The 21,812-nt window shown below is 63.9% G+C and carries 19 protein-coding genes; 3 read left to right on the top strand and 16 right to left on the bottom strand.

Annotation, left to right across the window (positions count from 1 at the left end; all coding sequences use genetic code 11):
- Positions 1 to 16: 16 nt before the first annotated feature.
- Complete coding sequence (locus tag WNB94_RS10580) at positions 17 to 2,662, bottom strand: DNA topoisomerase III (RefSeq protein ID WP_341390356.1); 2,646 nt, start codon at positions 2,660 to 2,662, stop codon at positions 17 to 19.
- Positions 2,663 to 2,806: 144 nt separating this feature from the next.
- On the opposite strand from WNB94_RS10580, the gene WNB94_RS10575 reads away from it, so the two are divergent.
- Genes WNB94_RS10575 through WNB94_RS10565 form a run of 3 tightly spaced genes read left to right on the top strand, consistent with a single transcriptional unit; the run spans position 2,807 to position 5,007 of the window.
- Positions 2,807 to 3,328: an SET domain-containing protein gene (locus tag WNB94_RS10575; RefSeq protein ID WP_341390355.1), complete on the top strand. Its 522-nt coding sequence runs from the start codon at positions 2,807 to 2,809 to the stop codon at positions 3,326 to 3,328.
- A gap of 11 nt (positions 3,329 to 3,339) precedes the next feature.
- Entirely contained in the window at positions 3,340 to 4,233 is an 894-nt protein-coding gene (locus tag WNB94_RS10570) for a biotin--[acetyl-CoA-carboxylase] ligase (RefSeq protein WP_341390354.1), read from the top strand.
- A gap of 18 nt (positions 4,234 to 4,251) precedes the next feature.
- A complete protein-coding gene (locus tag WNB94_RS10565) occupies positions 4,252 to 5,007 on the top strand; it encodes a hypothetical protein (RefSeq protein WP_341390353.1) in 756 nt (251 codons plus the stop codon).
- Here WNB94_RS10565 and WNB94_RS10560 read toward each other — a convergent pair.
- The 15 genes from WNB94_RS10560 to recA all read right to left on the bottom strand — a co-directional run bounded on the left by WNB94_RS10560 (position 4,980) and on the right by recA (position 21,660).
- On the bottom strand, positions 4,980 to 6,740 hold the full coding sequence (locus tag WNB94_RS10560; protein WP_341390352.1) for a S8 family serine peptidase: 1,761 nt from the start codon (positions 6,738 to 6,740) through the stop codon (positions 4,980 to 4,982). The two genes, WNB94_RS10565 and WNB94_RS10560, sit on opposite strands and share 28 nt — an antisense overlap.
- 291 nt (positions 6,741 to 7,031) lie before the next feature.
- Positions 7,032 to 8,033 carry a type I glyceraldehyde-3-phosphate dehydrogenase gene (gap, locus tag WNB94_RS10555; protein WP_341390351.1) on the bottom strand — a complete coding sequence of 334 codons (1,002 nt, stop codon included), beginning with the start codon at positions 8,031 to 8,033 and terminating at the stop codon, positions 7,032 to 7,034.
- Positions 8,034 to 8,123: 90 nt separating this feature from the next.
- Positions 8,124 to 10,169 carry a transketolase gene (tkt, locus tag WNB94_RS10550; protein WP_341390350.1) on the bottom strand — a complete coding sequence of 682 codons (2,046 nt, stop codon included), beginning with the start codon at positions 10,167 to 10,169 and terminating at the stop codon, positions 8,124 to 8,126.
- Positions 10,170 to 10,330: 161 nt separating this feature from the next.
- The gene (locus WNB94_RS10545) at positions 10,331 to 10,765 is read right to left on the bottom strand and encodes a pilin (protein ID WP_341390349.1); all 435 of its coding nucleotides are present in this window, start codon (positions 10,763 to 10,765) and stop codon (positions 10,331 to 10,333) included.
- Positions 10,766 to 10,802: 37 nt separating this feature from the next.
- Positions 10,803 to 11,801 (bottom strand): acyltransferase family protein, encoded by a 999-nt coding sequence (locus WNB94_RS10540; protein WP_341390348.1) that lies wholly within the window; start codon positions 11,799 to 11,801, stop codon positions 10,803 to 10,805.
- Positions 11,802 to 11,810: 9 nt separating this feature from the next.
- The gene (locus WNB94_RS10535; protein ID WP_341390347.1) at positions 11,811 to 13,013 is read right to left on the bottom strand and encodes a serine hydrolase domain-containing protein; all 1,203 of its coding nucleotides are present in this window, start codon (positions 13,011 to 13,013) and stop codon (positions 11,811 to 11,813) included.
- 134 nt (positions 13,014 to 13,147) lie between these two features.
- Positions 13,148 to 13,645, bottom strand: a complete 498-nt coding sequence (locus tag WNB94_RS10530) for a pilin (protein WP_445819055.1) — start codon at positions 13,643 to 13,645, stop codon at positions 13,148 to 13,150.
- A gap of 229 nt (positions 13,646 to 13,874) precedes the next feature.
- On the bottom strand, positions 13,875 to 14,687 hold the full coding sequence (locus WNB94_RS10525; RefSeq protein WP_341390345.1) for an MBL fold metallo-hydrolase: 813 nt from the start codon (positions 14,685 to 14,687) through the stop codon (positions 13,875 to 13,877).
- A 19-nt stretch (positions 14,688 to 14,706) separates the two neighbouring features.
- Positions 14,707 to 15,420, bottom strand: a complete 714-nt coding sequence (locus WNB94_RS10520) for an FHA domain-containing protein (protein WP_341390344.1) — start codon at positions 15,418 to 15,420, stop codon at positions 14,707 to 14,709.
- Between the two features lie 44 nt (positions 15,421 to 15,464).
- Entirely contained in the window at positions 15,465 to 16,262 is a 798-nt protein-coding gene (locus WNB94_RS10515) for a Stp1/IreP family PP2C-type Ser/Thr phosphatase (protein WP_341390343.1), read from the bottom strand.
- Positions 16,263 to 16,313: 51 nt separating this feature from the next.
- Positions 16,314 to 17,792: a serine/threonine-protein kinase gene (locus tag WNB94_RS10510; RefSeq protein WP_341390342.1), complete on the bottom strand. Its 1,479-nt coding sequence runs from the start codon at positions 17,790 to 17,792 to the stop codon at positions 16,314 to 16,316.
- Positions 17,793 to 17,915: 123 nt separating this feature from the next.
- On the bottom strand, positions 17,916 to 18,809 hold the full coding sequence (gene sucD, locus WNB94_RS10505) for a succinate--CoA ligase subunit alpha (RefSeq protein WP_341390341.1): 894 nt from the start codon (positions 18,807 to 18,809) through the stop codon (positions 17,916 to 17,918).
- Between the two features lie 17 nt (positions 18,810 to 18,826).
- Entirely contained in the window at positions 18,827 to 19,987 is a 1,161-nt protein-coding gene (gene sucC, locus WNB94_RS10500; RefSeq protein ID WP_341390340.1) for an ADP-forming succinate--CoA ligase subunit beta, read from the bottom strand.
- A 123-nt stretch (positions 19,988 to 20,110) separates the two neighbouring features.
- The gene (gene recX, locus WNB94_RS10495; protein WP_445819054.1) at positions 20,111 to 20,590 is read right to left on the bottom strand and encodes a recombination regulator RecX; all 480 of its coding nucleotides are present in this window, start codon (positions 20,588 to 20,590) and stop codon (positions 20,111 to 20,113) included.
- Positions 20,587 to 21,660 (bottom strand): recombinase RecA, encoded by a 1,074-nt coding sequence (gene recA, locus WNB94_RS10490; RefSeq protein WP_341390338.1) that lies wholly within the window; start codon positions 21,658 to 21,660, stop codon positions 20,587 to 20,589. Before recA ends, recX begins: the two co-directional genes overlap by 4 nt.
- Positions 21,661 to 21,812 lie beyond the last annotated feature (152 nt).

The raw sequence follows: 21,812 nt of genomic DNA, 5'->3' as shown, positions 1-21,812 counted from the left end.
CCCCTCAGCACCAGCGTCAAGCCGAGTTCTTGGCCGCCACCTTGCGCGCCGCCTTCTTGGCCGCCGGGGCCTTGGGCGCGCGGGGCTCGAACTCGAAGCCCACCTTGCCCGCCTTGGCATCCCAGCTCAGGAAGGCCTTGAACTTGCGCCGTGTCTTGTTGGACACGAAGTTCTCCAGCAGGTCGGTCTTGCCCGTTTCCAGCAGCTTGCCCATCTGCTCAGGCGCGATCGGCTGCTGCAGGATGACCTTGCCGCTCTTGAAGTCGCACTTGGCCTTGCCCGAGCCCAGCGTGTGCTCGCACACGTAGTTGGTGCCGTGCTCGTACACGCTGCCGCCGCACTTGGGGCAGGCACCCAGCGTGGTGGCGTTGCTGAAGTCCACCGGCTCGCCAGACTCCTCTTCCTTCTTGGCGTCTTCGCCAAAGTCGAACTCCATCTTCCAGTTGTTCGTCTCCTCGTCCTTCACCAGCTTGAGCTCGGCCGTGAAGGGCCAGCCCGCCTTCGAGCGGAAGCCCTCCAACGGGCCCAGCTTGTGCTCGGTCATCAGCTGCTCCACCTCGTGCAGCTCGAAGCTGCGGCCCGCCGGGATCTTGCCCATGCTGAAGCCACAGCCCTCGCCCTGGCCATCGGCCCCGGTGCAGGTGTAGCGGCGGTAGTTCTCTTTGACCACGCCACCGCAGTTGGGGCACGGCGCCTTCAGTGTGGCGTAGTCGCCCGGGATGGTGTCGCGGTCGTACTCCTTGGCTTTTTGCACCACGCGTTGCGTCATCGCGGCGATTTCGGCCATGAAGGCCTCGCGGCTCAAACGCCCCTTCTCCATCTCGGAGAGCTGGTGCTCCCAGTTGCCGGTCAGCTCAGGCTTGGTGAGCTCGACCACACCCAGGCCGCGCAGCAGCGTCATCAACTGGAAGGCCTTGGCCGTGGGGATCAGCTCGCGGCCTTCGCGCAGCATGTACTTCTCGGTCAGCAGGCCTTCGATGATGGCCGCGCGCGTGGCGGGCGTGCCCAGCCCCTTTTCCTGCATCGCGGCCTTGAGCTCTTCGTCGTCGATGAGCTTGCCCGCGCCTTCCATGGCGCTCAGCAGCGTGGCTTCGGTGTAGCGGGCGGGCGGCTTGGTCTTGTGCGCCGAGACCACGATGTCTTCGTTGGCCACGGCCTCACCGGCCTGCACCGGCACCAGGTGGGCGTCATCGCCCTCCTCGGCCGCTTCCTTGCCGTACACCGCCAGCCAGCCCGGCTTGACGAGCACCTTGCCGTTGGTCTGGAAGTGGTGCGTCTTGCCGGCGGCGGCCACCTTGGTGATGCGCGTGGTGACCTGGAACTCGGCCGAGGGGTAGAACACCGCGATGAAGCGCTTGACCACCATGTCGTAGAGCTTGGCCTCGGCCTCGGTCAGGGCCTTGGGCGCCTGCAGCGTGGGGATGATGGCGAAGTGATCCGACACCTTGGCGTTGTCGAACACGCGCTTGGTGGGCTTGACGTAGCCGTCGTTGACCGCCTTGCGGGCGTGCATGGCCAGGTCCTTCAGCGGGCCAGGCATGTCCTCGTCGGCGATCATGCCCATCGTTTGCTTGACCACGGGGATGTAGTCCTCGGGCAGCGCGCGCGAATCGGTACGCGGATAGGTCAGCACCTTGTGCTTTTCGTACAGGGCCTGCGCCAGGCCCAGCGTGGTCTTGGCAGAAAAGCCAAAGCGCGAGTTGGCCTCGCGCTGCAAGGTGGTCAGGTCGTACAACAGCGGGCTGGCCTGCGTGCTGGGCTTCGATTCTTCGGTGACGGTGCCTTGCTGGCCACGCACCGCATCGGCGATGGCCTGCGCCTCGGCCGCACTCCAGACGCGGTCGGCCTTGAACTCGGCCTCGGCCGAGCCTTCAGTGGCGCTCTTGTCCTTCTTGAAGTCCGGGTCGAACCACTTGCCGTCGTAGCTGCCGGCCTGCGCGCCAAAGGTGCCACGCACCTCCCAGTAGTCACGGAAGACGTGCTTGCGGATCTTTTCTTCGCGCTCCACCACGATGGACAGCGTGGGCGTCTGCACCCGGCCCACGGTGGTCAAAAAGAACCCGCCATCGCGCGAGTTGAACGCCGTCATGGCGCGCGTGCCGTTGATGCCCACCAGCCAGTCGGCCTCGGAGCGGCAACGCGCGGCACTGGCCAGCGGCATCATCTGCTCATCGGTGCGCAGGGCCTCGAAGCCATCGCGGATGGCCGCCGGCGTCATGCTCTGCAACCACAGGCGCTTCACATCCTTGCCCAGGCCCTTGGCGCGCGTCGTGGCCGTGCTGTCGGCGGCGTACTGCACGATCAGGCGGAAGATCAGCTCACCCTCGCGTCCCGCGTCACACGCGTTGATCAGGGTGGTGACGTCCTTGCGCTTGATGAGCTTGACCAGCGCGTTCAGGCGCCCCTTGCTCTTGTCGATCGGGTTGAGGTCGAAGTGCGGCGGGATGACCGGCAGGTTGGCGAAGCTCCACTTGCCGCGCTTCACGTCAAATTCATCCGGGGCCTTGATCTCGACCAGGTGACCCACCGCCGAGCTCACCACATAGTGCTCGGACTCGAAATACTCGTCGTGCTTCTCGAACTTGCCGTCGACCGGCGTCAGGGCGCGGACGATGTCTTGGGCCACAGAGGGCTTTTCGGCGATGACCAGGGCTTTGCTCATGAGCTGATTTTTTTCTGGTTGAGGACACGTCTCCGCGAGAGACGCATGAAATCCGTTCATACAATCGGGCTTCTCGCGCGCGCACGCACGCACGGGTGTGCACACGCGCGCGCGCCCACACTTTCAATTTACCGAATCCGGCCGATGACGCAAGCCACGAAAAAAAACCACCCGGCGGCCCGCACGGCCAGCGCGCGCGTGCCGGCCGCGTCGGCCGGCCGCCGCACGCAGGTGCGCCGATCCGGGGTGCACGGCAAGGGCGTGTTCGCCATCCAGCCCATTGCCGTCGGCGAGGTGGTGCTGGAATACAAGGGCGAGATCATCACCTGGGAGGAGGCCCTTGATCGCCACCCCCACGACCCCGAGCAGCCCAACCACACGTTTTACTTTCACCTGGACGACGGTCATGTCATCGACGGCAAGTACCAGGGCAACTCGGCCAAGTGGATCAATCACTGCTGCGAACCCAACCTCGAAGCCGAGCAGGAAGGCTTCAGGGTGTATTTGCGCGCACTGAGGGACATCGCCCCCGGCGAAGAGCTGTTCTTCGACTACGGCCTGGTGATCGACGAGCGCATCACGCCCACGCTCAAGAAGGAATACGCCTGCTGGTGCGGCACGCCCAGCTGCCGCGGCACCATGCTGGCCACGCGGCGACGCCGCTGAGGTGGGCCGGCATGCCCAGTGACACCGCTGCCGCCCCCTCTGCGCCCACCACGGCACCGGCCTTGCCGCCATCGTTGTTGTCGGCCGTGAACGCCGCCGCCGAAGACATCTGGATGGCGTGCCAGGCCGACTGGCCCGGTCTGAGCCTGGAAGTGCACCCCGAACTGGACTCGACCAACACGCGGCTGATGGCCCAGGGGCGCCAGGGCCAGTGCCAGCCCACCGTGCTGCTGGCCCTGTCTCAAACCGCTGGCCGCGGCCGGCGGGGCCGATCCTGGCACGCCCAGGCGGGCGACACCCTCACGTTCTCGGTGGGCGTGCCCCTGGCCCTTGACCACGTGCCCGGTGGAGGCCACACCCTGTCGCTGGCCGTGGGCCTGGCCCTGGCCGAGGCCCTGGACGGCCTGGGCGCCCTGCGCGCGCCAGTGGGGCTCAAATGGCCCAACGATCTGTGGGTGGGCCCGCGCAAGCTGGGCGGCATCCTCATCGAGGTGACCCCGGCCCCCGGACTGCCCGAGCCCATGCGCTGGGTGGTGGTGGGGGTGGGGCTGAATGTGCGAGGCCAGCCGCCCAGCGCCGACGCCATCAGCCTGTGGCCCGCCGCCGACGCCCCCGACCTGGCCGTGGCGCAGGTGTTTGCGCAGGTGGTGCCCGCCTTGCTGCAAGGCATGGCGCGCTTTGCCTTGAGTGGCTTCGCGCCCCTGCAGCCCCGGTTTGCCCAGCGCGATGTGCTGATGGGCCGCGCGGTACAACTGTGGGGCCACGAGGCCCAGCCCGGCCGCGACGCTGCCGACGATGAAGGACAATGCCTGGGTGTGGACGCCGATGGCGCCCTGCTCGTGCACACCGCCCACGGCCTGCAGCGCTGGACCAGCGGCGACGTGAGCGTGCGCCCCTCCCCGTGATGCCATGATGACCGCCTGATGTTGCGCTTTCTGTTTCTGATCCTGCTGCTGGCCAATGCGGCCGTGTTTGCCTGGAGCCAGGGCTGGCTGCCTGCCGATCTGTGGTCGTCGGCCGCCCGTGCCACCACCGAAACCCGCCCCGAAATCCAGGCACAGCGGGTGGGCGTGCTGGAGCGGCACCCCTTGTCGCTGGTGGCCCCGCCCGAGACACCTGGTGACGCCGCCATGGCGCCCGGCACGACGGACACGCCAGGGGCTTCCCTGCGGCCCGCCACGGCCTCAGGCGCCGGCCTGGCCAGCGTCAACCGCCAGGGCAACAGCCTGTGCATTGAAGCCGGCCCCTTCAATGACCCCGAGTTCGAGCAGGTGAGCAGCGCCGTGCGCCGTGTGCTGCCCCAATTGACCTGGGACACCATCAAACGCGCCAGCCCCGAGCAATGGTCGATTTACATGGGTCCGTTCGACACCGAGGCCGCCCTGGAGCGCAAGCAAACCGAGCTCGACCGCATCCCTGGTCTGCGCTATGAAGTGCTGCGGGTGCCTGCCAGCCTGGCGCCCGGCATCAGCCTGGGACGCCACGACACCCAGGAAGCGGCTCAACAGGCGCTGGCATCGCTCAAGGACACAGGGGTGCGTACTGCCCGCGTCATTCGCCTGCGCCGCGCCATCGAGCGGCAGGTGCTGCGCGTCAACGAAGCCGACAGCGACACGCAGATCGCCTTGTCGGGCCTCGTCCTGCCCCGAGGTCAGACTTTCACGGCCTGCAGGTTCTGAGCGCGGCGTCGCTGCGACCACCAGCCGCTCAGCAAGAGAGCGTAAAGCGCAAGGCCCCAGGGCCAGCCGATGTGGCCACCGCCACCGCCGCCGCCAGATTCATTGGTCACAGGGTCAGGATCGTTACTGAGCTCTTGGCGGAACAGGGAAGACTCGTCCAGCACCGCTCCGACCGCTGCAGCGGCATCAAGTACCCCCGAGCCACAAGTGCTGTCGGTGCATCGGCACGCGCCACGCTGACTGGTTGAGCACAGCGGCAAGAACAACGACGACAACTCGGCGTTGACTTGAGCCCACGGTCTGGCCGAGTTCACCAAAATGGACATCACCTGGTTCAGGCTCAGAGAACTGTCCAGCGACCAGAGCATGGCCGCCACGCCGGCCACCTGTGGCGTGGCAAAACTGGTGCCTGCAATGGGTGACATGGCGAACGTACCGCTGGGCTCCCGGCTGCCCGTGTCAACCAAGGTTTGCACACCGTCGTCGGTGGCAAAACTACTGGTGTTGACATCCCCACCAGCGACCCCGATGCCCCACAGGCCGTCACCTGTGCGAACCAGGTTGGCATATGTGGCCTTGGAGCCGCGCTGATTCAACGCCGTCACCGCCATGACGCCCTGACAATTGGCAGGCACTGTGGGCGTGCTCAGACCACGCCCGGAGTCGTCACCATTGCCTGCAGAGGCGACCAGCAAAACGCCAGCGTTGCGCAACTGCTCGATCACCCTTGGGTAGCCCGTGTTCACAGAGCAAGTGTCGCCGCCGCCAAAGCTCAAGGAAATCACCTTGGCTGGATTCTGGTTCACGGGGGGACTGCCAGAAAAAGGAATCCCGGCGGCCCAGAGCATGGCATCCAGAATGTCGGCACGATCGGCGCCGCAAACACCACCAACGCGAACCGGAAGTACTTTCACGTCAGGAAAGGCGGCCAACATGCCTGTGCCGTACTGGCCGTTATTGACACTCGCCACCAGCATGGCAGCGATCGCCGTGCCGTGCCACGAACTGTCTTCGTTCTCGCAGTTGTCGGCATAAAGCAAGGGGTTGCTCTGACGAGTGGCATCGTCCATCCAGTCGCCTTCGTCCGACGGATCAGCATCGCGACCGTTGCCATCCCGGGCATAAACCGACTCCGAGATGAAATCGTAGCCTTGAAGGATTCGACCATCCAGTTCATCAGGCTCGCTCAGGATACCGGTGTCCAGAACGGCCACCGCCACCTGCGAGGTCGCCCGGGGCACAGCCACAGCCTGCCACGCAGCAGGAAAATTGCCAACACCTGCCAGGCCGCTCACACGAGGGGCCAACCAGGTCTGGCTTCCGTAAGCTGGATCAGTGACCGGCAATACATTGGCGGTGGCCGCCCGTCGCTCAACGGCGTTGACCACCACCCACTCCACATCAGGATCGCCGCGCAGCCGGTCGGCCTCGGCTTCAGCCTGGGCCAGTGTCATGGTCGAAGCCGCCCTGATGACCTGCGCTCCGAACGCAGAAGGCCGATGCGCCACGATGCTCACCCGCTGCCGCTGCGCCGCCTGCCACAGGCGATTGCGCTGGCTGGTGGGGCCGTCAGAGGGCACGGCCGCGGCGGCCAGGCGCACCACAGGCTGAGGCTGGGCATCTTTGAGCTTGACGATCCAGCCTCGGGCCATGGGCTGATCACCTGCTGCCTGGGCCAGGCCACTGCACAACATTCCCACCATGGCCACTGACCACAGGCTACGACTCAGCATCCTCAAGCACCTTGTCATGTTTTTTCACGGTCGCATTATGGTGGGTGTATCGGTTGACGGGCGAATGACCCGCCCTTGAGTTCACCCGCCAGGCGACATCTTGTTGCCAATGTCACACCCATGCGGCCAAGACACACCGCGTCATCAGGTGGCGCGGCGCACCCGATTCCACCATGAAAAAAGCCCCCGGAAGGGGGCTCTGTGGTGCGACCAGGGTAAGCCCTGATCGGCCAGGGGCTGGCTGAATTCAGCCGCCGATCGATGATTGATCACCTGGCCATCACCTGGCCATCACTTGGCAATGACGCGGGCCATTTCCAGGCACTTGTTGGAGTAACCCCACTCGTTGTCGTACCAGGACACGACCTTCACGAAGGTCTTGTCCAGGGCGATGCCGGCTTCGGCATCGAACACCGAGGTGCAGGACTCGCCGCGGAAGTCGGTGGCCACCACCTTGTCTTCGGTGTAGCCCAGCACGCCCTTCATGGCGCCTTCCGAGGCGGCCTTCATGGCGGCGCAGATCTCTTCGTACGACGCTTCCTTGTTCAGCTCGACGGTCAGGTCCACCACCGACACGTCCGAGGTGGGCACGCGGAAGGCCATGCCGGTCAGCTTCTTGTTCAGCTCGGGGATCACCACGCCCACGGCCTTGGCAGCGCCGGTGCTGGAGGGGATGATGTTCTCCAAGATGCCACGGCCACCGCGCCAGTCCTTGTTCGACGGGCCGTCCACGGTCTTTTGCGTGGCGGTGGCGGCGTGCACAGTCGTCATCAGGCCGCGCTTGATGCCGAAGGTGTCGTTCAGCACCTTGGCCACGGGGGCCAGACAGTTGGTGGTGCACGAGGCGTTGGAGATGATGGCCTGGCCGGCGTAGGTCTTGTCGTTGACGCCGTAGACGAACATCGGGGTGTCGTCCTTCGAGGGGGCCGACATGATCACCTTCTTGGCGCCGGCCTTGATGTGGGCTTCAGCGGTTTCCTTGGTCAGGAACAGACCGGTCGATTCGATCACGACGTCGGCGCCCACTTCGTCCCACTTCAGCTCGGCGGGGTTCTTCACGGCGGTCAGGCGGATCTTCTTGCCATTGACGATCAGGTCGTTGCCATCCACGGCCACGTCGCCCTTGAAGCGACCGTGCACGCTGTCGTACTTCAGCATGTAGGCCAGGTAGTCGGGCTCCAGCAGGTCGTTGATGCCGACGATTTCGATGTCGTTGGCAAAGTTCTGGACAGCGGCACGGAACACCATGCGGCCGATGCGGCCGAAGCCGTTGATACCGATCTTGATCGCCATGATGGAAAAACCTCTTGTGGAAATCTGTTTGAAAACGAACGCCCTGATGGTGGCCAGGGCGCCTCGCGGAAAACCCGCTAGCTTAAATGATCAGCCGCGGTTCTTGAGCACCTTCAGCACCGTGGCCACCACGTTCTCGGGGGTGAAGCCAAAGTGCTTGAACAGCACGCCAGCCGGGGCCGACTCGCCGTAGGTGTCGATGCCGACCACGGCATCCACGCCGTACTTCCACCAGAAGTCGGTCACACCAGCCTCCACGGCCACGCGGGGCAGCTTGGGCGGCAGCACGGCCTTCTTGTAGGCCACGTCCTGGCGGTCGAACACGGTGGTCGAGGGCATGGAGACCACGCGCACGGGCACACCACGCTTGGCCAACTCGGCTTGCGCATGCAGGGCCAATTGCACTTCAGAGCCGGTGGCGATGATCACGGCCACGGCCTTCTTCTTCAGGCCCACCTCGGCGGGCTCGGCCAGCACGTAGGCGCCTTGCGTCATCACATCGGCGTCGGTCTTGGGCGCGTAAGGCAGGTTCTGACGCGACAGCAGCAGTGCCGAGGGGCGGTGCTTGTTGGCCAGGGCCATGGTCCAGGCCACGGCGGTTTCGGCCGTGTCGGCCGGGCGCCAGACATCCAGACCCGGGATCAGACGCAGGCTGGCGGCGTGTTCGACCGACTGGTGCGTGGGGCCGTCTTCGCCCAAGCCGATGGAGTCGTGGGTGAACACATGGATCACGCGTTGCTTCATCAGCGCGGCCATGCGGATGGCGTTGCGGCTGTAGTCGCTGAACGTGAGGAAGGTGCCGGCGTAAGGGATGTAGCCACCGTGCAGGGCCACGCCGTTCATGATGGCGGCCATGCCGAACTCGCGCACACCGTAGTTGATGTGGCGGCCAGGCTTGCCGTCGGTGGTCACGACCTTGCCATCGTCGCCCACGCGGAAAGCGGGGGTGCTCTTGGTGTTGGTCAGGTTCGAGCCGGTCAGGTCGGCCGAGCCGCCCAGCATTTCAGGGATGGCGGCGGTGAAGAACTCCAGCGCGATCTGGCTGGCCTTGCGGCTGGCCACGGTCTCGGCCTTTTCGTGCGCAGTGGCCACGGCCTGCACGGCGATCTCGGCGAAGTTGGCGGGCAGGTCGCCCTTCATGCGGCGCTCGAACTCGGCGGCTTCAGCGGGGAACAAGGCCTTGTAGGCCTCGAAGCGCTGGTTCCAGTCGGCCACCAGTTGCTCGCCATCGGCCTTGGCGTTCCAGTCGCCATAGACCTCTTCGGGGATCACGAAGGGCTCATGCGCCCAGCCAATGGCCTCGCGCGTGAGCTTGATCTCGTCGCCACCCAGCGGCTCGCCGTGGGCCTTGGCCGTGTTGGCGCGGTTGGGCGAGCCCTTTCCGATGGCGGTCTTGCAGATGATCAGCGTGGGCTTGTCAGAAGACAGCTTGGCCTTGACGATGGCGCCGTCCACGGCGTCCACATCATGGCCATCCACCGGGCCGATCACGTTCCAGCCACAGGCCTCGAAACGCTGCGCCGTGTTGTCGATGAACCAGGGGGTGACCTGACCATCGATCGAGATGCCGTTGTCGTCGTACAGCGCGATGAGCTTGTTCAGCTTCCAGGCACCGGCCAGGGCCACGGCCTCGTGGCTGATGCCTTCCATCAGGCAGCCATCGCCCATGAACACGTACGTGTGGTGGTTGACGATGTCGTGGCCAGGGCGATTGAACTCGGTGGCCAGCATCTTCTCGGCCAGCGCAAAGCCCACCGCGTTGGTGATGCCCTGCCCCAGCGGGCCCGTGGTCGTCTCCACACCGGGGGTGATGCCCACCTCAGGGTGGCCCGGCGTCTTGCTGTGCATCTGGCGGAAGGCCTTCAGGTCGTCGATGGACAGCTCATAGCCCGTCAGGTGCAGCAGCGCGTAGATCAGCATCGAGGCGTGACCGTTGGACAGCACGAAGCGGTCGCGGTCGAACCATTGCGGCTGCGCGGGGTGGTGGCGCAGATGACGGCTCCACAGGGCCACTGCCATGTCGGCCATGCCCATCGGCGCCCCGGGGTGACCGGAATTGGCTTGCTGGACGGCGTCCATGGCCAGCGCACGGATGGCGTTGGCCATGGCAGTGATGTTCTTGGTGGGGTGGGACATGGTGCGGGCAGGCGGCTGAGGGAAACCGCTGATTTTAGCGTGGGCACGGGCTCCGCCATCAAAGCCCGGTTTAGTGCGCCTCAAATGCCCGGAAAAAGGCAACTCAGCTGAACGACGATGCCTCGGACGTCAATGCCACACTTGAAAACACAGCGACGCACTTAGCCTTCGCTGCATCCTTTGGGCAGGTAGCTAGACGACCAACTGGCAGGACGGTTGCTGACCGTGCATGACCAGCCGCCCACGGCCGACCGGTTCAAATTGACCTGAGCGCCGCGCACCGGCCCACTTCCGTTGAGCGTGCACCTCAACGCCACCATCGGATCATCGTCAGACGGCGCATTCACCGTGATGGCCGAGCAATGAGCAGAACTGGCGACGACCCCCATGTTCGCATTGGTGTAGTACGCCGTCTCGCGGCCTTCGCTGACAGCACTTTCATAGAGGGTTCGTCCTGCACTCACATCAGAGAACGCAGCGGCGACCTGGGCCCGGGCGATGTACCCCTGGTAGGCCGGAATGGCTGCTGCCGCAAGGATGCCGATGATCGCCACAACAATCATCAACTCAATCAAGGTAAAGCCACGTTGAGACATTTGATGCTCCTTACTGCCTGAAAAACATCGCTTGATATCACCCCATCACAGGGGCGGCTCTTTCAAATGCCGAGCGATGAAACCTGCGCTCGATCAAGTGATGGCTGATGGTCGCCGCGACCAGACCACCCGCCAAACCAATGAGCAGGGTGATTCGCCAATCGGCATCCTGCTTGTCGCGAAGATTCACCATGATGAGGTAGTGCCACAAATACAAGCCATAAGACATACGTCCCACCCAAGCCAGCCACGGCACCCCAAGCCAAGGGGGTCGGGCCATCAACAGCATGGCCGCCCCAAGCTCAGCGACAGTGAAACCGTATTGCACTGTTGGCAACCACGCTGAGCTGAAGAACGTCATGGCAAGCCCCAGAATCACCAAACCAGGCCATGCCCACGCTTGTGGCAGTCGTCGATTCCAAACACCCAACATGCAACCCAACAGCAAGCCACTGCAATGCATGTCGGTTCTGACGTAAACATCCCACAAACGCGGCAGATGCTCGGCCCCCCACCACCGCCACGCCGTGGATGCGACGTACAACACCAGCAGCGATGGCAGCAGCGTACGTCTGGGCAGCTTCATCAATAGAACGAAAAGCAGGGGCCAGACCGCATAAAACTGCATCTCCACCGCCAGGCTCCAGACATGTCCCAGCACAGAAACGCCACCACCCCATGAGGGAGACCAGTTCACGACATACACCGCAGTGAGCCCCGCATCCTGCATGTGCTTGGCCAACGGAATCGAAGGCCACAACCAAGGGGCCACGGCCAAATAGACCAAAAGAAAAACAACCAATGCCGGCCACAGACGTGCCCATCGACGACGCATGAACGATCGCCAATCCACGGTATGGGTGGCTTGATGCTCCAGCCACAACAGCCGCGTGATCAGGTAACCGGAGAGCACAAAAAACACATCGACGCCAAAGAAGCCTGCGGTCAGGCCAGGCGCACGCGCATGTATCGCCGCCACCGTGATGGCGGCCAGCGCGCGAATCCCATCCAGAGCAGGGTTGTAGGGCATGGACATGTCAGGGCCTCATGAGCTTTTCGGCGGCTTTCGATGCCATCGATACAACTCGTGAACACTCGAAAGAAACTCATGACTGGCCTGATTCCAATCAGACGGCATGCCATTTCCAAGCATCACCAATACACCGCCATCGTTGTCCATCAGGGCCTGGGCCGACGCCCCATACAAGGTACCGCCGTGGCTGTGGATGACCCAAGGGCTGCCTGACCAGCGCGACACCATCGCGCCAAGTGACCGGCAGGACAATATCTCGTGGGCGTTGCACTGTGCGTCATCCTTCGACAAGATGTTCAGTGGCTGCCGATGGATCAGATCAGCCAGAAGCCCCGCCATGGCCACCGCAGATCCAGACAGCCCTGCCGATGAAGACAAGGCCTGAAAATCAAAATACCGGTGGTAGTTCTCTGCGTAAAAAGAACTGTTGCGAAAGTCGTACCGCACTTCGTCTGCCAAGTACGGCCCATCGATGAAACGCATGCCACGGGCCTGCAGGCCGTGATCTCTTTCCATCAGCGCTCGGTAAGACACCCCCTCGACGCGCTGCAGCCATACACCGAGCATGCAGTAACCCAGATTCGCGTACGCACTGCGACTACCTGGGTCAAAATCCAGGCGAAGATCGCCCGCGCGAGACAAATCACCAGGGCACCAAGGCTTTGTCTTGTGAATGGTCATCGGATCGAGGCTCCGCATGCGATCAAAGCCCGCGCGATGACGCAACAGTTGCTCAATCGTGATGTCGGCCACACGGGCATCAATGGTTGAACGCCATTCGGGCACAAGCTCAACCAAACGATCACTCAGGTGGTGACTCCCGGACTGCACTCGACGCAGCACAGAATCTGCGGTGAGCAACTTGGTCAGGCTCGCATAGCGAAACCGGGTCTCTGCCGACACGGCGGGAGACCGAAACAGGCCTCCGGCCCATCCATGTTCACAGTGATGAATTTGGCCATCCGGCGAACGATAGGCCACCTGCCCTGCCAACGCGCCAAATACATTCATCGCCAGGGGCGGAATATCCCTCAGCCAGCCCGGTGCATGTGCCGAACAACGAACCTGTGTTTTGAGCAGCGCTGCTTCCAGCGGATAGATGAATCGAAGTACCGCATGTTGGTCCTTGACCCAGACATCCACCAAGGCCGCCAGCGCCAACACCGGCAAGACAATCAACGAAACGACGACGAATCGTTTGATGCCGATGGCCATGACTTGCCTCCACAACAGGCGGTGCATCTCAACAAAAACGCCCCTGGAGAGGGGCGTTTTTTTCCGCGCCCCCGATGATCTGCGTCACACGATCATCGGGAGTGCAGGGTCGTTAGAACGTTGGCGATCTAAAGTTACTGGACAGCACCACAGCCAGCCGGACGGAACTGGGCTTCTACGGTGGTTGTACAACCCCAGGCGCCTTCAGCAGTGCGCGCCCATGTCAGGGACTGCTCACGCAGCGGTGAGGCGGCATTACCACCGAAGGAGGCTTCAATGCTGGCTGTGCCTGCGTCCAGGTCATAGGTAACCACAAGGCCGGCCACGCCAGTGTCCACGCCACCGCCACCACCGCCACCACCGGCGTCACCACCGGCGTCACCGCCACCACCTTCACCCAGCAAGTTGCTGACCGTGGCGCCCAGTTGGCAATCTGCCTCGGCAAGGCCATCCAGCATGCAGGTTTCAACCGCTGTTTTCAGCGAACCGGTTTCGCCCATCACGCGGGACACCTGCGACTTCGCCACGTAGTTCTGATACTGCGGAATCGCCACAGCCGCCAAAATGCCGATGATCGCCACGACGATCATCAGTTCGATCAGGGTAAAGCCCTTTTGCACTTGCTTCATCATCAACTCCTCTGGGCGCCAGGCCCGTCTACTGGAACAGGGAGGCGGTGATGCGTCACCGCCGTGCGATGAACATGGTGCAGGCGCCGTGCCAGGCTGAAGGCCAGAAAAAAGCGTGATCTGGCACACGTTTTCCTGTGGTCGAGGGCGCCAAGTCGACGCCCCACGTCAGGTTTGTGTCTGGTTGTGAGCCCATTTTTGTCAACCCACCCACCCCAGCTGACAATTCTTGTCAGCCTTCGGCCGGCACATGAAACCGCTGCCCCTCGCGCAGCGGCTCGATGCGGTGGCGGCTGTCCAGCGCGCGGATCTGCGAGAGCACGGCAGGCACCTCGCCGGGCTTGGGGTGGGTGATGTAGACGCTGACTTCGCCGTCCAGTTGGGCCAGCTCGCGGGCCAGGGTCTGCGGGGCCAGGTGGCCGCTGATCATGGCCAGGTGGGCTTCTTCGTCGCCAAAGGCGGTTTCAATCACCAACTGGGCAATGCGTTGGCCATTCAGGGCCTGCCACAAGGCCGGGTTGGGGCCAGTGTCGCCGGTGAACACCCACCAGCCCTGGGGCGTGTCCACCGCGTAGCCCACGGCGGGCACGGTGTGGGCGGCGGGCAGCACGTGCACCGCACGCTCGTCCAGCCCTCCACGGGCTGGAAAGCGCAGGGTCTGCCCCAGCGCCAGTTCATGCAGCACCAACACTGGGTGGCTGGCACTGGGCAGGCGGGTGAAGTCTGGCCAGATCACCCCGTTGAACAGGTGGTCGCGCAGGGCCTGCAGGGTTTCCGGCAAGGCGTGCACGTGGATGGGCCGCAGGGTCTGGGGCCCACCGCCGCCCATGCGCAGCTTGATCACACTGTCGGCCAGCAGCGGGATGGACAGCACGTGATCCAGGTGGCTGTGCGTGATCAGGATGTGGTCGATGCGTGCCAGCTCGTCCAGCCGCAGTTCGCCCACACCGCTGCCGGCGTCGATCAGGATGTCGTCGTCCAGCAGAAATGCCGTGGTGTGACAGCGGGCCGCGATGGAACCGGAGCAACCCAGGACGCGTATCACGGAGGCTCCGGCAAATGGCTCAAGCCTGCACGAACTGCATCTGGGTGCCAGCCAACTCGATGACGTCGCCGCTCTTGAGTTGCACCGGGTCACCTTCCACCGACTGGCCGTTCACGGTGGGGCGCGATGTGCCTTCCACGTGGGCAAACACATAGCCTCCAGGCCGTTTGGTGATGGAGGCCACCTGCACACCAGGCTTGCCCACGGTGGTGACCACCTTGGTCAACATGACTTCGCGGCCCGCAGCAGCCCCATTGAGCACCTTGATGGACGCCGAGGTCTGGGAGGGCAGGCCACCAAAGCCCGTGCCCAAGCCGCCCGTGAGCGTGCTGCCAAAGCCCGTGGCCGGTGCCCCCGCTGGACGGCTGCCAGCCGAGGCCGGCGCCGACACGGGCGGCGGCATGCTGCCCGGCCGCATGATCATGGTCTTTTCATAGTCGGGCACCTCGTCAAGCAGGTACTTGATCTTGTACTTGCCGATTTCGATCGTGTCGTTGTGCGCCAGCAGTTGTTTTTTGACGGCCTTGCCGTTGATGTACGTGCCGTTGGTGCTGTTGAGGTCTTCGATGAACACATCGCTGCCCACCATCTGCAGCACCGCATGCTCACCGCTGACCGCCAGGTTGTCGATCACGATGTCGTTGTAGGGCCGTCGGCCCAGCGAGGTGCGGTCTTTGGTGACCTGCACCTCCTTGATGACGACCCCATCGAGTGAAACGACCAGTTTTCCCATGCGGAACCTCTTTTTTGGCTCGGTGATGCTTGTGATGTTCTTGTTCAGCCGCCCAGGCGCTTGAAGGGCCACCATGACCGGGGTGCGGGGTCGGCGTCTCCCTGAGCTCGCACCAGCACAACAGCTATGTTATCCCGACCGCCGGCCTCATTGGCGGCCGACACCAGCGCCTCGCCCATCTCGGGCAGGCTGTGGGGGTAGGCGGCCAGGACACCAGCGATCTCGGGGTCGGTCAGCATGTCGGACAGGCCATCAGAACACATGAGGATGACGTCGCCATGCACGAGGTCGTGCTGATGGCTTTCCAGCAGCACGACATCTTCCACGCCCAGGGCGCGCGTGACCAGGTTCTTGTTGGCCGAGTATTGGGCTTGCTCGGGCGTGAGGATGCCAGCATCGATCTGCTCTTGCAGTAACGAATGGTCTTTGGTGATCTGCTGCAACACGCCGTCGCGCCAGCGGTAGGCGCGAGAGTCACCGATGTGCCCCATCAGCAGACGGCCCGAGCGAAACACACCCAGCACCAGGGTGGTGCCCATGCCGGCGTAGGTGGGGTTGGAGCTGGCCGCGCCAAAAATGGCCCGGTTGGCGTTGTCCACGCAGATGTCCATGGCACGGCGCACATCGCCATCGGTGGCGGCCACCGAGGCCTCACCCAGCCAACGCCCCAGCTCCGCACGGATGAAATCGCAGGCCATGCCGCTGGCCACCTCACCGGCGGCGTAGCCCCCCATGCCGTCAGCCAGCACCGCCACACCGTGGGCCTCGTCCAGGGCCACGGAGTCCTCGTTGTTGCTGCGCACGCGACCGGTATCGGTCTGACTGTAGAACTCGAAGTCCATGGGGCAGATTGTCTATTGGATTGGACGCTTCGAACGCGGAGTGGACAGGCCTCACGCCAAGGGAATGTCTGGGGTTGGCAGATCCTGGGCCACACGGCGCAGATCTTCAGCCATCTCCCGGCCATCCTGATAGCGGGTTCCTGGGTGCTTTTGCAAAGCCAGTGCCACGATGTCGCCCAACGCCGCTGGCAGCTCGGGCCGCAAGGTGCACACATTGGGCGGCGTGTCCTGTCCGATGGCGCGCATCAGGGCGGCCATGTTGTCGCTGGCATAAGGCAGTTGCCCCGTCAGCAGCAAAAAGAGTGTGACGCCCAGTGAGTAGAGGTCGCTGCGCCCGTCGATGGGCTGCCCTGACAGTTGTTCGGGCGACATGAACGTGGGCGTGCCCAGCACCACCCCGGTGCGGGTGCGGGCGGCGTCTGCCACACGCGCCACACCAAAGTCCATGACCTTGACGGTGTCGTGCGCCAGATCGACCATGACGTTGGCGGGCTTGATGTCGCGGTGGGTGACCCCCCGGGTGTGGGCATACGCCAGCGCCTCGGCCACGCGGGCCACGACGGGCAGCAACTGGGCCAAGGGCAGCAAACTGCCGGGGCGGGCATGTGCAGACAGGTCGGTGCCTTCGACCATTTCCATGGCGATGTAGGCCAGGCCGTCCACCTCGCCTGCGTCCAGGATGCTGACGATGTCGGGATGCTGCAGACGCCCGGCCATCTCCGCCTCGCGCAAAAAACGGGCGCGGGCATCGGCCAGGTCATCGCCCGAAAACTCTTGCGCCAGGGCCATGGTCTTGAGGGCCACTTCACGGTCGATGGCCGGATCGTGCCCCAGGTACACCGCGCCCATGGCACCCCGCCCGATCTGTCGCACCAGCACATACTTGCCCAACTGCCCCATGGTGACCTTGGGCATGGGCCGAGGGGGCACGGTGCCCCAGGTGTTGACCGTGGCGGCCTGGGCCAGACCCCGCGCCCGCATCAGACGCAGCTTGACCTGGCGCCACTGAGGGTCGATGTCGGCCATGTGCTCATACACATCCCGGGCGCGGTCATAGCGCTGTTCGCGCTCGTACGCCAAAGCGATGCGCTCCATGGTGTCCATGGCCACTTCGCGCTGGGCAGGCTCAGGCAAAAATCCTTGGAGTGCCGCCCAGGCCTGGTCCAGCGGGCCATCGCTGAGGGTGCCCAGCGCGCTGCGGATGCGCTGCCAGCCGGGGTCATCACCCGACAGCGGCGGCGGGTCCTCCGCAGGCGGTGTGGCCGGGGCCGACGAGGGGCGTTGATTGTCGGGCACGTCCATGTAGGAGAGCACTGTCGCAGGCCCCTGGTCGTCCTCGTCGTCCTCCCAGCCGTGCCAGGCGCCATCGGCCCCGCGGGTCATGGGGATGGTGTCTTGCTCGCTGTTGTAGGACGCCGCAAAACCCGTGCTGGCGCGCGCACCCGTCTGCACAGGCCGGCGCAGCAGCCAGAACAAAAGGCCGCCGGCCATCAGCGCGACGATGAGCAGCAGGACCAGAAAAGCAGGCATGTCCGAATTCAAATGAATCAGCCCCTGAGTGTAGGGGCTGAAGAACCCGGCGCCTGTTGGAAATGCGCCGATAAAGGACCACTTCCTGCCTGATGGTGAAATCCATCAGGCAGGAGGCCGGTGTCAGAGCATGGCCTTGAGCAGCTTGCCCATCTCCGACGGGTTGCGCGTCACCTTGAAACCGCACTCTTCCATGATGGCGAGCTTGGCATCGGCCGTGTCAGCACCACCGCTGATGAGGGCGCCGGCATGCCCCATGCGCTTGCCCGGAGGCGCCGTGACGCCCGCGATGAAGCCCACGATGGGCTTCTTCATGTTGGCCTTGCACCATTGCGCCGCCTCGGCTTCGTCGGGACCACCGATTTCACCGATCATGATGACCGCATCGGTGTCCGGATCATCATTGAAGGCCTTCATGACGTCGATGTGCTTCAGGCCGTTGATCGGGTCACCACCGATGCCCACGGCGCTGGATTGACCCAGGCCCAGTTCGGTCAACTGCGCCACGGCTTCGTACGTGAGGGTACCGGAGCGGCTGACCACCCCAATGCGGCCCTTCTTGTGGATGTGGCCCGGCATGATGCCGATCTTGATTTCTTCAGGGGTGATGAGGCCCGGGCAGTTGGGGCCCAGCAGCAGGGTCTTCTTGCCGCCAGCGGCTTCCTTGGCCTTCATCTTGTTGCGCACCATCAGCATGTCGCGCACGGGGATGCCCTCGGTGATGGCGATCACCAGGTCCAGATCGGCCTCGACGGCCTCCCAGATGGCGTCAGCGGCGCCGGCAGGCGGCACATAGATCACCGACACGGTGGCACCGGTTTGCTGCGAGGCCTCTTTGACCGAAGCGTAGATGGGGATGTCGGAGAACTTTTCGCCCGCCTTCTTGGGGTTCACGCCGGCCACGAAGCAGTTCTTGCCGTTGGCGTAAGCCTGGCAGCCCAGGGTGTGAAACTGACCGGTCTTGCCCGTGATGCCTTGGGTGATGACCTTGGTGTCTTTGTTGATGTAAATGCTCATGACGAATCCTCTGGGCGTTAGGCGACGGCGGCCACGACCTTGGTCGCGGCTTCGGCCATGGTGTCGGCGGAGATGATGGGCAGGCCGGATTCGGCCAGCATCTTCTTGCCCAGGTCTTCGTTGGTGCCCTTCATGCGCACCACCAGTGGCACTTGCAGGTTCACGGCCTTGCAAGCGGTGATCACGCCATCGGCGATGGTGTCGCACTTCATGATGCCGCCGAAGATGTTGACCAGGATGGCTTTGACATCCGGGTTCTTCAGCATGATCTTGAACGCTTCGGTGACTTTTTCGGCCGTGGCGCCGCCGCCGACGTCCAGGAAGTTGGCGGGCTCGCCGCCGAACAGCTTGATGGTGTCCATGGTGGCCATGGCCAGACCGGCGCCATTCACCAGGCAACCGATGTTGCCATCCAACTGAATGTAGGCCAGGTCAAACTTGCTGGCCTCGACTTCGGCAGGATCTTCCTCATCCAGGTCGCGCAGGGCCACGATCTCGGGGTGGCGGAACAGGGCGTTGCTGTCGAAGTTGAACTTGGCGTCCAGGGCCATCACATTGCCCTTGGAGTCGCGGTTCAGCGGGTTGATCTCGACCAGGGAGGCGTCCGTCTCCATGTAGCACTGGTAGAGCTTCTTGAAGATGTCTTTGGCCTGCGCCTGCGAATCGGCCGGCATGCCGATGCCATCGGCGATCTGCTGGGCCTGCTCGTCCGTCAACCCGGCCAGCGGATCGATGAACACGGTGATGATCTTCTCAGGGGTGCTGTGGGCCACCTCTTCAATGTCCATGCCACCTTCGCTGGAGGCGATGAAGGCCACCTTCTGGGTGCCACGGTCGGTGACCACGGACACGTAATACTCTTTCTGGATGTCGGCACCGTCCTCGATGTAGAGGCGGTTGACCTTCTGGCCCTCGGGGCCGGTCTGGTGCGTCTTGAGCTGCATGCCCAGGATCTGGCCGGCCAGCGTGCGCACGTCGTCGAGGCTCTTGGCCACTTTCACGCCGCCGCCCTTGCCACGGCCACCGGCGTGGATCTGGGCTTTGACAACCCATACCGGGCCGCCGAGCTTTTCAGCCGCTGCCACAGCGTCGTCTACAGAAAATGCCGGGATTCCTCTTGGGACCGGCACACCGAATCGGCTCAGGATCTCTTTGCCTTGGTACTCGTGGATCTTCATTGGGGTCTCGCAGTGTGAGTGTTCTCATCGAACATGACAAAGCTCAGCGTCACCGATCAGGCAACGCCGGGCGCGTCGGAAGCAAGGGTCACTTGCTGCGACGCGTCATGCAGCATAGCACCGCTACGCCCCCGTGTCGCCTGGGATGTCTCCCCGAATCACCCGCCGGATGGTGTCTGAACTGAAGCCGCGCCCAGCCAGGAACCGCACCTGCCTGGCCCGTTCCTCAGGGGTGGCGGGAGGCTCACCAAAGCGCCGCTGCCAGACCGCGTGTGCCCGGGCCAACTCGGTGGACTGCAGCCCCAGCAGCGCCGCACGGGTGATGTCGTCGGGCAAATCATGCTGCGCCAACTCGGCCTTGACGCGCCCCACCCCATACCGTACCGAGCGGCGGTGAACCACGGACTCGGCAAAGCGTTGAGCGGACAAAAAGCCGCGCGACTCCAGTTCGTCCAGCACAGCATCGACCTGCTCGGCGGACTCTGCATGGGGCCCCAGCTTTCGGCGCAGCTCGAGCCGGGAGTGTTCGCGGGCGGCCAGGTACTTCAAGGCCCGGCCCTTGAGCGACAACACGGTGCGCCCCCGACCCGCCTCAGGCCTCACTCAGCCTGATCGTCGCCGGCAGGGCTGGCGCTTGACGCGGCCGCACCCGGCATCTGGGTGATGCCCAGCGATTCGCGGATGCGGTTTTCGATTTCCCGGGCCAGGTCGGCGTTCTCACGCAGAAACTCACGGGCGTTGTCTTTGCCTTGGCCGATCTTTTCGCCGTTGTAGGCGTACCAGGCACCCGCCTTGTCAACGATCTTGGCAGTCACCCCCAGGTCGATGATCTCGCCCTCGCGGCTGATGCCCTCGCCGTACAGGATGTCGAATTCAGCGGTCTTGAACGGGGGAGACACCTTGTTCTTGACCACCTTGACCTTGGTTTCGTTGCCGATGACTTCGTCACCCTTCTTGATGGAACCGGTGCGACGGATGTCCAGGCGAACCGAGGCGTAGAACTTCAGGGCGTTACCGCCGGTGGTGGTTTCGGGCGAGCCGAACATCACACCGATCTTCATGCGGATCTGGTTGATGAAGATGACGGTGCAGTTGGTTTTCTTGATGGTGGCGGTGAGCTTGCGCAGGGCCTGGCTCATCAAACGGGCCTGCAAGCCCGGCAGGGAGTCGCCCATTTCGCCTTCGAGCTCGGCCTTGGGCGTGAGCGCCGCCACCGAGTCCACCACGATGAGATCGACGGAACCCGAACGAACCAGGGCATCGACGATTTCCAGGGCCTGCTCACCCGTGTCGGGCTGCGAGATCAGGAGGTCGTGCAGGTTGACGCCCAGCTTCTGGGCGTATTGCACATCCAGCGCGTGCTCGGCATCGATGAACGCACACACGCCGGCCAGCTTCTGCATTTCGGCCACCACCTGCAGCGTGAGCGTGGTTTTGCCCGACGACTCAGGGCCGTAGATCTCGATCACCCGGCCACGCGGCAGGCCACCCACCCCCAGGGCCACGTCCAGGCCCAAAGAGCCTGTGGACACCACCTGGATGTCCTCGGCCACCTCGCCTTCACCCAGTCGCATGATGGAGCCCTTGCCAAACTGCTTTTCAATCTGGGCCAGCGCGGCCTGCAGGGCTTTGGCTTTCTCGGTGCTGAGGGCTGATTTGGCTTGGGTGTCCATGAGGGTCTCCGGTGGTCGTCTGGGCGAACCCCTGTGGCTCGCATTGGTCGCCATTATGACAAAAGCTGGATGTTTGTACAGTACTTTCATGTCCCACTGTTGGGGGCACCCGTCAGGGGGCATGGCGAGCAAGACGTACCGCCGTTCTGCCA

The sequence above is a fragment of the Aquabacterium sp. A3 genome, assembly GCF_038069945.1.
Lineage (GTDB): Bacteria > Pseudomonadota > Gammaproteobacteria > Burkholderiales > Burkholderiaceae_C > Aquabacterium.
Note: the sequence above shows the minus strand (reverse complement) of the source record. Positions and strands in the feature narration are given on the sequence as shown.

Bases quoted from the DNA above. Each gene is read 5' to 3' on its own strand.
- WNB94_RS10580 (WP_341390356.1), bottom strand. From the start codon at position 2,662: ATGAGCAAAGCCCTGGTCATCGCCGAAAAGCCCTCTGTGGCCCAAGAC.
- WNB94_RS10575 (WP_341390355.1), top strand. From the start codon at position 2,807: ATGACGCAAGCCACGAAAAAAAACCACCCGGCGGCCCGCACGGCCAGC.
- WNB94_RS10570 (WP_341390354.1), top strand. From the start codon at position 3,340: ATGCCCAGTGACACCGCTGCCGCCCCCTCTGCGCCCACCACGGCACCG.
- WNB94_RS10565 (WP_341390353.1), top strand. From the start codon at position 4,252: ATGTTGCGCTTTCTGTTTCTGATCCTGCTGCTGGCCAATGCGGCCGTG.
- WNB94_RS10560 (WP_341390352.1), bottom strand. From the start codon at position 6,740: ATGCTGAGTCGTAGCCTGTGGTCAGTGGCCATGGTGGGAATGTTGTGC.
- gap (WP_341390351.1), bottom strand. From the start codon at position 8,033: ATGGCGATCAAGATCGGTATCAACGGCTTCGGCCGCATCGGCCGCATG.
- tkt (WP_341390350.1), bottom strand. From the start codon at position 10,169: ATGTCCCACCCCACCAAGAACATCACTGCCATGGCCAACGCCATCCGT.
- WNB94_RS10545 (WP_341390349.1), bottom strand. From the start codon at position 10,765: ATGTCTCAACGTGGCTTTACCTTGATTGAGTTGATGATTGTTGTGGCG.
- WNB94_RS10540 (WP_341390348.1), bottom strand. From the start codon at position 11,801: ATGTCCATGCCCTACAACCCTGCTCTGGATGGGATTCGCGCGCTGGCC.
- WNB94_RS10535 (WP_341390347.1), bottom strand. From the start codon at position 13,013: ATGGCCATCGGCATCAAACGATTCGTCGTCGTTTCGTTGATTGTCTTG.
- WNB94_RS10530 (WP_445819055.1), bottom strand. From the start codon at position 13,645: ATGATGAAGCAAGTGCAAAAGGGCTTTACCCTGATCGAACTGATGATC.
- WNB94_RS10520 (WP_341390344.1), bottom strand. From the start codon at position 15,420: ATGGGAAAACTGGTCGTTTCACTCGATGGGGTCGTCATCAAGGAGGTG.
- WNB94_RS10515 (WP_341390343.1), bottom strand. From the start codon at position 16,262: ATGGACTTCGAGTTCTACAGTCAGACCGATACCGGTCGCGTGCGCAGC.
- WNB94_RS10510 (WP_341390342.1), bottom strand. From the start codon at position 17,792: ATGCCTGCTTTTCTGGTCCTGCTGCTCATCGTCGCGCTGATGGCCGGC.
- sucD (WP_341390341.1), bottom strand. From the start codon at position 18,809: ATGAGCATTTACATCAACAAAGACACCAAGGTCATCACCCAAGGCATC.
- sucC (WP_341390340.1), bottom strand. From the start codon at position 19,987: ATGAAGATCCACGAGTACCAAGGCAAAGAGATCCTGAGCCGATTCGGT.
- recA (WP_341390338.1), bottom strand. From the start codon at position 21,660: ATGGACACCCAAGCCAAATCAGCCCTCAGCACCGAGAAAGCCAAAGCC.